Genomic DNA, 6,036 nt, shown 5'->3' on the forward strand with positions numbered 1-6,036 from the left:
TAGCGCCTATTACTCAGCAGCAGGTGCAGCCGCTTCTTCAGCGTAGACTTCAGTGCCGCCGGCAACGTTGTTGCGGCCGCGGATGACAGCGTCAGCCATCGAAGTCATGTACAGCTCGATAGCGCGAATGGCGTCATCGTTACCTGGGATGATGTAGTCAACACCTTCCGGGCTGCTGTTGGTATCGACAACGCCGATAACCGGGATACCCAGTTTGTTGGCTTCGGTGATCGCGATGCGCTCGTGATCAACGTCGATAACGAACAGAGCGTCTGGCAGACCACCCATGTCCTTGATGCCGCCCAGGCTGCGATCCAGTTTTTCCAGGTCGCGGGAGCGCATCAGGGCTTCTTTCTTGGTCAGCTTGGCGAAAGTGCCATCTTCGGCCTGGGTTTCCAGGTCGCGCAGACGCTTGATCGAGGCGCGGATGGTTTTGTAGTTGGTCAGCATGCCGCCCAACCAACGGTGGTCAACGTATGGCGAACCGCAACGAGCAGCTTGCTCGGCGACGATCTTGCCGGCGGAACGCTTGGTGCCGACGAACAGGATCTTGTTCTTGCCCTGGGCCAGGCGCTCTACGAACGACAGAGCGTCGTTGAACATTGGCAGGGTTTTTTCCAGGTTGACGATGTGGATCTTGTTACGCGCGCCGAAAATGTACTTGCCCATTTTCGGGTTCCAGTAACGGGTCTGGTGGCCGAAGTGCACACCGGCCTTCAGCATATCGCGCATATTGACTTGGGACATGATAGTTCCTTGATAAGTCGGGTTGGGCCTCCACGTATCCCAATGACCAACCCGCGAATTCTGCAACTCGGGGCACCCAGGTCATCGTGTCGACACGTGTGTGGGTTAAATGCTGACGGGGTCGTGCCCGAAAGCGGCGCATGTTATACCACAGACCGCGGGCAAACGGAACCCGGTGGAAGCAGCTGCAAGCTGCAAGCTGCAAGCTGCAAGCTGCAAGCTGCAAGCTGCAAGCAAAAGCAAAAGCAAAAGCAAAAGCAAAAAGCAAAAAGCAGCCGACGCACGATCCGCTTCTTCTTGCCGCTTGCCGCTTGCCGCTTGCCACTTGCCACTTGCCACTTGCCACTTGCAGCTTGCAGCTTGCAGCTTGCAGCTTGACGCTCTGATAGAATAAGCCCTTTCCCGTTTGTTCGCGCCGTGCACGGCGCCGTAGAGAGCCTGTAATGACCGTTACCATCAAGACCGCAGAAGACATCGAAAAGATGCGCATCGCTGGCCGCCTGGCTGCCGAAGTGCTGGAAATGATTGAGGAACACGTCAAGCCCGGCGTCACCACAGAAGCGCTGGACCGCCTGTGCCACGACTACATCGTCAATGTTCAGCAGGCCATCCCGGCGCCGCTCAACTACAAAGGCTACCCGAAGTCGATCTGCACCTCGATCAACCATGTGGTCTGCCACGGCATCCCCAATGACAAGCCGCTCAAGGACGGTGACACGCTGAACATCGACGTCACCGTGATCAAGGACGGCTACCACGGCGATACCAGCCGCATGTTCCATGTCGGCACCGTGCCGGCATGGGCCGAGCGCCTGTCCAAGGTGACCCAGGAATGCATGTACAAGGCCATTGAACTGGTCAAGCCAGGGTGCCGCCTGGGCGACATTGGTGAAGTGATCCAGAAGCACGCCGAAAAGAACGGCTTCTCGGTGGTGCGTGAATTCTGCGGCCACGGTATCGGCAAGGTGTTCCACGAAGAACCGCAGATCCTCCACTACGGCCGCGCAGGCACGGGCATGGAACTGAAGGAAGGCATGACCTTCACCATCGAACCCATGATCAACCAGGGCAAGGCCGACACCAAGGTGCTGGGCGACGGCTGGACCGCCATCACCAAGGACCGCAAGCTCTCGGCCCAGTGGGAGCACACCCTGGTGGTGACTGCGACCGGCTACGAGATCTTCACCCTGCGCAAGGACGATACGATCCCGCGCACCTCGGCCTGAGCCCGGCCAACCCACGACAGGAACGTGACGCGATGCCCCAGGTGGACCCCGAACTGTTCGACCGCGGCCAGTTCCAGGCGGAACTGGCCCTCAAGGCGAGCCCTATCGCCGCTTTCAAGAAAGCCATCCGCCTGGCCGGCGAGGTGCTCGACAAGCGTTTCCGCGCCGGCGGCGACATTCGCCCGCTGATCGAGGCCCGTGCCTGGCTGGTCGACAATATCCTGCAACAGGCCTGGAACCAGTTCGACTGGGGGGACCACAGCGGCATCGCCCTGGTTGCGGTGGGTGGCTACGGGCGCGGTGAACTGCACCCGCATTCGGACATCGACCTGCTGATCCTCCTGGGCGCTGCCGAGCATGAACAGTACCGCGACGCCATCGAACGGTTTCTGACCCTGCTGTGGGACATAGGCCTGGAAGTCGGCCAGAGCGTGCGTACCGTGGACGAGTGTGCCGAACAGGCCCGCGCCGACCTCACGGTGATCACCAACCTGATGGAAAGCCGCACCATCGCCGGCCCGGAGCCGTTGCGCCAACGCATGCTGGACGTGACCAGCACCGCGCACATGTGGCCGAGCAAGGAGTTCTTCCTGGCCAAGCGCGCCGAACTCAAGGCCCGCCACCACAAGTACAACGACACCGAGTACAACCTGGAACCCAACGTCAAAGGGTCCCCTGGCGGCCTGCGCGATATCCAGACCGTACTGTGGGTGGCGCGCCGCCAATACGGCACCTTGAACCTGCTCGCACTGGCTGGCGAAGGCTTCCTGCTGGAAAGCGAGAACGAACTGCTGGCCTCGTCGCAGGACTTTCTATGGAAGGTGCGTTACGCCCTGCACATGCTGGCCGGCCGCGCCGAAGACCGCCTGTTGTTCGACCACCAGCGCAGCCTGGCCGAACTGCTGGGCTACCACGACGAGAACCCCAAGCGGGCGATCGAGCAGTTCATGACCCAGTACTACCGGGTGGTGATGAGCATCAGCCAGCTGTGCGACCTGATCATCCAGCACTTCGAGGAGGTCATCCTCGCCGACGAGGACAGTGGCAGCACCCAGCCGCTGAATGCGCGCTTCCGCCTGCATGACGGCTATATCGAGGCCACCCGGCCGAACGTGTTCAAGCGCACGCCGTTCGCCATGCTGGAGATGTTCGTGCTGATGGCCCAGCACCCGGAAATCAAGGGTGTACGCGCCGATACCGTGCGCCTGCTGCGCGAACACCGGCACCTGATCGACGACACGTTCCGCACCGACATCCGCAATACCAGCCTGTTCATCGAGCTGTTCAAGTGCGAGATCGGCATACATCGCAACCTGCGCCGAATGAACCGCTACGGCATCCTGGGGCGTTACCTGCCCGAGTTCGGCCTGATCGTCGGGCAGATGCAGCACGACCTGTTCCACATCTATACCGTGGATGCGCACACCCTCAACCTCATCAAGCACCTGCGCAAGCTGCAGTACACACCGGTGTCCGAGAAGTTTCCGCTGGCCAGCAAGCTCATGGGGCGCCTGCCCAAACCCGAGCTGATCTACCTGGCCGGCCTGTACCACGACATCGGCAAGGGCCGCCACGGTGACCACTCGGAGCTCGGTGCAGTAGACGCGCAGAAGTTCTGCGAACGCCACCAACTGCCCGCGTGGGACAGCCGGCTGATCGTCTGGCTGGTGCTCAACCACCTGGTGATGTCTACCACCGCCCAGCGCAAGGACCTGTCCGACCCACAGGTGATCAACGACTTTGCCCTGCACGTGGGCGACGAAACGCGCCTGGACTACCTGTACGTGCTGACCGTGGCCGATATCAATGCCACCAACCCCAGCTTGTGGAACTCGTGGCGCGCCAGCCTGTTGCGCCAGCTTTACACCGAGACCAAGCGGGCCTTGCGCCGTGGCCTGGAAAACCCGCTGGACCGCGAAGAGCAGATTCGCCAAACCCAGTCTGCCGCCCTGGACATCCTGGTGCGCGAGGGCACCGACCCGGACGACGTCGAACAATTGTGGTCGCAGCTGGGCGATGACTACTTCCTCAAGCACACTGCGGCCGACGTAGCCTGGCACAGTGATGCGATCCTGCAGCAGCCCGCCGATGGCGGCCCGCTGGTGCTGATCAAGGAAACTACCCAGCGCGAGTTCGAGGGTGGCACGCAGATCTTCATCTACGCCCCGGACCAGCACGACTTCTTTGCGGTGACAGTAGCGGCCATGTCGCAGCTGAACCTGAACATTCACGACGCGCGAATCATCACCTCAAGCAGCCAGTTCACCCTCGACACCTACATCGTGCTGGACAACGACGGCGGCTCGATTGGCGACAACCCGCAACGGGTGCGGCAGATTCGCGACGGCCTGAGCGAAGCCTTGCGCAACCCCGAGAACTACCCGACCATCATTCAGCGCCGGGTGCCCCGCCAGCTCAAGCACTTCGACTTCCCGCCACAGGTGACCATCCTCAACGATGCCCAACGGCCGGTGACCATTCTGGAGATCACGGCCCCCGACCGCCCTGGCCTGCTGGCCCGGCTGGGGCGGATTTTCCTGGAGTTCGACCTGTCACTGCAGAACGCCAAGATCGCCACCCTCGGCGAACGGGTCGAAGACGTGTTCTTCATCACCGATGCCGACAACCAGCCGCTGTCCGACCCGCAACTGTGCAGCCGCCTGCAGGAAGCTATCGTGCAGCAGCTGCAGGCCGGCCAAGGCAGCGACACCAGCCCGAGCCGCCTGACCATTTAACGATTAGACGATTGACGAGACCTTGCGCCGATGAACCATGCCTTGACCCAGCTTCAGCCCTACCCGTTCGAGAAGCTCCGCGCCCTGCTGGGCGCCGTGAAGCCTGCGGCGGACAAACGCGCCATCGCCCTGTCGATCGGTGAGCCGAAGCACGAATCGCCGGCGTTCGTCGCCCAGGCCATGGCCGACAACCTCGACAAGCTGGCTGTCTATCCCAGCACCCTCGGCCTGCCGGCGCTGCGCCAGGCTATTGGCCAGTGGTGCGAGCAGCGGTTTGGCGTGCCCGCCGGCTGGCTCGACGCCGACCGTCATATCCTGCCGGTCAATGGCACCCGCGAGGCGCTGTTCGCCTTCACCCAGGCCGTGGTCAACCGCGCCGATGACGGCCTGGTGGTCAGCCCGAACCCGTTCTATCAGATCTATGAAGGCGCAGCCCTGCTGGCCGGTGCCACCCCACACTACCTGCCGTGCCTGGAGGCCAATGGCTTCAACCCGGACTTCGACGCCGTGCCGGCCGATGTCTGGCAGCGCTGCCAGATCCTGTTCCTGTGCTCGCCGGGCAACCCGACCGGGGCGCTGGTGCCCATGGACACCCTGAAAACGCTGATTGCCCTGGCCGACGAGCATGATTTCGTGATCGCCGCCGATGAGTGCTACAGCGAACTGTACTTCGACGAAGACGCCCCGCCGCCCGGCCTGTTGAGCGCTTGCGCGGAGCTGGGCCGCAGCGACTTCAAACGTTGCGTGGTCTTCCACAGCCTGTCCAAGCGCTCCAACCTGCCGGGCCTGCGCTCGGGCTTCGTTGCCGGCGACGCCGACATCATCAAGCCATTCCTGCTGTACCGTACCTATCACGGCTGCGCCATGCCGGTGCAAACCCAACTGGCGAGCATCGCCGCTTGGCAGGATGAAGCGCATGTGCGCGAAAACCGCGACCAGTACCGCGCCAAATACGATGCCGTGCTGGAGATCCTGCAGCCGGTACTGGACGTACAGCGCCCGGACGGCAGCTTCTACCTGTGGGCCAAGGTGCCTGGCGACGATGCCGAGTTCACCCGTGACCTGTTCGAAGCCCAGCATGTGACGGTGGTGCCGGGGTCTTACCTTTCGCGGGAAGTGGATGGTGTGAACCCGGGGGCCGGGCGTGTCCGCATGGCCTTGGTTGCACCGCTGGCCGAGTGCATCGAAGCTGCCGAGCGCATTCGCGCGTTTCTGCAAAGCCGCTGACAGGATCGGTGGGCGGTTTGTACGCGGTTCCTGTGGGAGCGGGCGTGCCCGCGAACACCGGCGCAGCCGGTGCCAGACACCGCGTCTCCTGCTTCGCGGGC

The 6,036-nt window shown here is 62.5% G+C and carries 4 protein-coding genes; 3 read left to right on the top strand and 1 reads right to left on the bottom strand.

The window, feature by feature from the left end; translation table 11 throughout:
- Nucleotides 1-9: 9 nt before the first annotated feature.
- A complete protein-coding gene (gene rpsB, locus QME24_RS22280) occupies nucleotides 10-747 on the bottom strand; it encodes a 30S ribosomal protein S2 (protein WP_003252287.1) in 738 nt (245 codons plus the stop codon).
- A 443-nt stretch (nucleotides 748-1,190) separates the two neighbouring features.
- Here rpsB and map point away from each other — a divergent pair, with 443 nt between their 5' ends.
- From map to dapC, 3 genes are read left to right on the top strand one after another with little or no spacing between them, the layout of a single operon-like run.
- Nucleotides 1,191-1,973, top strand: a complete 783-nt coding sequence (map, locus tag QME24_RS22285; RefSeq protein ID WP_009686955.1) for a type I methionyl aminopeptidase — start codon at nucleotides 1,191-1,193, stop codon at nucleotides 1,971-1,973.
- Nucleotides 1,974-2,005: 32 nt separating this feature from the next.
- Nucleotides 2,006-4,708, top strand: a complete 2,703-nt coding sequence (locus QME24_RS22290) for a [protein-PII] uridylyltransferase (RefSeq protein WP_009686956.1) — start codon at nucleotides 2,006-2,008, stop codon at nucleotides 4,706-4,708.
- A 30-nt stretch (nucleotides 4,709-4,738) separates the two neighbouring features.
- A complete protein-coding gene (gene dapC, locus QME24_RS22295; protein WP_029888073.1) occupies nucleotides 4,739-5,935 on the top strand; it encodes a succinyldiaminopimelate transaminase in 1,197 nt (398 codons plus the stop codon).
- Nucleotides 5,936-6,036: the final 101 nt, after the last annotated feature.

It is taken from the genome of Pseudomonas sp. PARCl1, from assembly GCF_947311875.1.
Taxonomy (GTDB): Bacteria; Pseudomonadota; Gammaproteobacteria; order Pseudomonadales; family Pseudomonadaceae; genus Aquipseudomonas; species Aquipseudomonas juntendi.